Annotated in this window: 1 protein-coding gene; it reads right to left on the bottom strand. The window is 40.3% G+C overall.

Annotated elements, in window-relative coordinates; genetic code table 11:
• Window positions 1–1,216: 1,216 nt before the first annotated feature.
• The coding region (locus L641_RS22650; RefSeq protein WP_275450855.1) for an RHS repeat-associated core domain-containing protein at window positions 1,217–3,055 on the bottom strand (1,839 nt) is incomplete at its 5' end.

Genomic DNA, 3,055 nt, shown 5'->3' with positions numbered 1-3,055 from the left:
GTAAGCGTGCCGTTGTTGTTAAAGCAGCTTAACTGATTAAACGCGTTGTATTCGCGGCGGGTTTTTATGCCTTTGCCGGTTTCGCGGATTTGGTTACCAAACTCATCATAATGAAAGTCGCTATCGCCAAAGTGGGTTAAACGGTCTGCGTCTGTAGAGCCTTTAATAACTCCATCGTCTTCGCTTAGCTCACTGGCTGCGGTTGCTGTACTTGAATCACTGTACTCACTATGAATTACATTACGTGTGCTTTCTGACTGGTTGCTTTCAATCTTATTGCTGGCGTCACTAGCATCGCTATTATCATTGTGCTGAGTCGTTTGCTGCTCGGCTAATTCGTTATTTTGAATTTTTGATTGGCTAACTGGGTTACCAAAACTATCCCACTGGTATTGCGTGGTTTTTGTATTCTCAGAACTTACTAGATTTTGCTGAATTAACTGGCCAAGGCTGTTGTACTCAAAATTAATGTTATGGCTACTAACCCCTTCCTCTTTACGCGCAATCAGCTGGTTTACGCTGTCGTAATTGTACGTACAGATATCAAATAGTGCTTGCGCAGGATGGGTTAACTGTTGCTGCGTTAAGCGGTTGAATACATCAAACTGTTGAGTAAGGGTTATGTCATTTCCAAACTTTTGCGTTTGGATATTACCTTGACTGTCATAGCTAAGCGCTGCAAGTTCAACAGCCGTGCTGTTGGCTTGGTGTAAATGAATAGCACTTAGCTGACCAAATTTATTGTAGCTATAATTCAGTTTGCTTGAATCGAGTTAAGTAAGGCACTTCCTTGCCCTCATTAGCATAGAAGACTTAAGGGAAATTACCTAAGCTTTCAAACATCCATGTTTATAAAGAGCGTTGTATTTTTACGTTTTAAATACGTATTTAGGTTATTTTTAGTTTTCTTAGAAACCTTAAGTCAATCACTACTAAATATTAATTTCCAGTTAGTTATTAAAATTATTAACTGAAAAAACAATGCTACATATAGAAACATCTCAACTGACTTCGAAATATCATGATTCAAATACGTCATAATGCCAAATATAAGAGCTATAGATAAGTAAATAATCTCTTCTTTTAATAAATGCAATAACTTTGCTCTATTGTTCATTACTCTTCCTAATAATATTTTTGTCAGACATAAACGCCACTAATAACTCCAGCTCATGAATTAGTTCTGTAATTTTTATTCTGTAAAAAGATTTACAATTTACTTATCTGAGTTAACTTTAGTAATACAACCCTCACTTTCTGGTATCAAGACAGATTCGGAGGCTAACTTCTGACCAAACATCGTTATACTATCTGTAGAAAATTTACCTACCTCGACTAAAGCTGAAGTTTTGGCTGCGACAGGGGTAGAACCGACCATTGAACTTCTCGTTGCATTTGATATTGCACTGTTGAGTCCTCCGAAACCTTTTTCTAAGGTTAAAATGCTCCCGCTATTTAAGCGTCCAGCAAAGGTACCACCCAACAGACCAACAGTTCCAGCAATTGAAGCTTCTGTTATAGTTGTTTCTTTTCCATTAATATAATTTGAAGTAAAAGTTCCTCCTGTATTAGATATACTAGCCAGAACTGCAGTATAAGCAATAGCTTTAGTAGATGAAATTCTGCCAATCGAAGCTGCATTTACAAATATTGAACTTCCACCACCAGCAACTGCGCCAACGACCGCTGAAACAGCGACAGAAACAGGATCAATTTCTCCATTCAAAACGTGTTGTGCTATTGCATCAAGACCTCCAGCTACGAGCGCTCCCATTAACATAGCTTTAACCAAACCCTGCTTTATTTGTGAAGCATTACCATCCTTACAACTCAACCCGAACGGATCGACCCAATTCACCGGGTTCGGTGCATATTGGTAGTGGTTTATCCCACCCACTAAACCAATCGGATCTTGGTTTATAAAACGTTGTTGTTTGGGGCTGTAGTAGCGGTAGCGGTTGTAATGTAAGCCGCTCTCTTCATCTAAATATTGCCCTTGAAAGCGGATTGGCTGAGTGAAGCTGTTCTCTTTATTTGACTCAGACTCGGCTTCTGGTTCTTCATAACCATACACATCGGCTTGGTTTTCCCATACCACCTCTACTTTGTTGTTGGTTACAAAGCGTGGGGTATTCAGTTGGTCTAGGTGGTAGTAGTACACCTCACCTTGTTTAATTAGCGCGACTGGGTGAAATTGATTTGGCAGGTTAATATACCAAGTATATTCACCGTGTTGGCATTCGCCGATTAACTGGTCGTTATCCCAAATATAGTCAATTTTACCCTGCTCGGTGTGCTTGCCGATACGACGCCCAAGTGGGTCGTAATCGTATTGAGTAAGCGTGCCGTTGTTGTTAAAGCAGCTTAACTGATTAAACGCGTTGTATTCGCGGCGGGTTTTTATGCCTTTGCCGGTTTCGCGGATTTGGTTACCAAACTCATCATAATGAAAGTCGCTATCGCCAAAGTGGGTTAAACGGTCTGCGTCTGTAGAGCCTTTAATAACTCCATCGTCTTCGCTTAGCTCACTGGCTGCGGTTGCTGTACTTGAATCACTGTACTCACTATGAATTACATTACGTGTGCTTTCTGACTGGTTGCTTTCAATCTTATTGCTGGCGTCACTAGCATCGCTATTATCATTGTGCTGAGTCGTTTGCTGCTCGGCTAATTCGTTATTTTGAATTTTTGATTGGCTAACTGGGTTACCAAAACTATCCCACTGGTATTGCGTGGTTTTTGTATTCTCAGAACTTACTAGATTTTGCTGAATTAACTGGCCAAGGCTGTTGTACTCAAAATTAATGTTATGGCTACTAACCCCTTCCTCTTTACGCGCAATCAGCTGGTTTACGCTGTCGTAATTGTACGTACAGATATCAAATAGTGCTTGCGCAGGATGGGTTAACTGTTGCTGCGTTAAGCGGTTGAATACATCAAACTGTTGAGTAAGGGTTATGTCATTTCCAAACTTTTGCGTTTGGATATTACCTTGACTGTCATAGCTAAGCGCTGCAAGTTCAACAGCCGTGCTGTTGGCTTGGTGTAAATGAAT

Source organism: Pseudoalteromonas sp. TB41, from assembly GCF_000497975.1.
GTDB lineage: Bacteria > Pseudomonadota > Gammaproteobacteria > Enterobacterales > Alteromonadaceae > Pseudoalteromonas > Pseudoalteromonas tetraodonis.
Note: the sequence above shows the minus strand (reverse complement) of the source record. Positions and strands in the feature narration are given on the sequence as shown.